A 250-nucleotide genomic window follows, 5' to 3' on the forward strand; every position below is an offset into this window, starting at 1 on the left:
AGGGCTTAACGGTCGTGTTCGGGATGGGTACGTGTGGAACCCCTCCGCCATCGCCACCAAACGCGTAGCTTACATCTCAGAGTGTTGTTCTCTGAAAACTAGATTCGAAACGAAAGTCTGCGATTTAGAACGTGCTAATTGGATAAGCCCTAGACCGATTAGTACTGGTCAGCTCAATGAATTACTGCACTTCCACCCCCAGCCTATCTACCTCGTCGTCTTCAAGGGGTCTTACAGACTGGGAAATCTC

2 rRNA genes are annotated in these 250 nt (G+C 49.6%); both read right to left on the reverse strand.

Features of this window, described 5'->3' with window-relative positions:
- Positions 1-61 (reverse strand): 5S ribosomal RNA (gene rrf / locus M3636_RS30025); the annotation flags it as partial.
- A 77-nt stretch (positions 62-138) separates the two neighbouring features.
- Positions 139-250: ribosomal RNA gene (locus M3636_RS29370) — 23S ribosomal RNA — on the reverse strand; the annotation flags it as partial.

The sequence above is a fragment of the Paenibacillus sp. MER 99-2 genome, from assembly GCF_023714095.1.
Lineage (GTDB): Bacteria > Bacillota > Bacilli > Paenibacillales > Paenibacillaceae > Paenibacillus.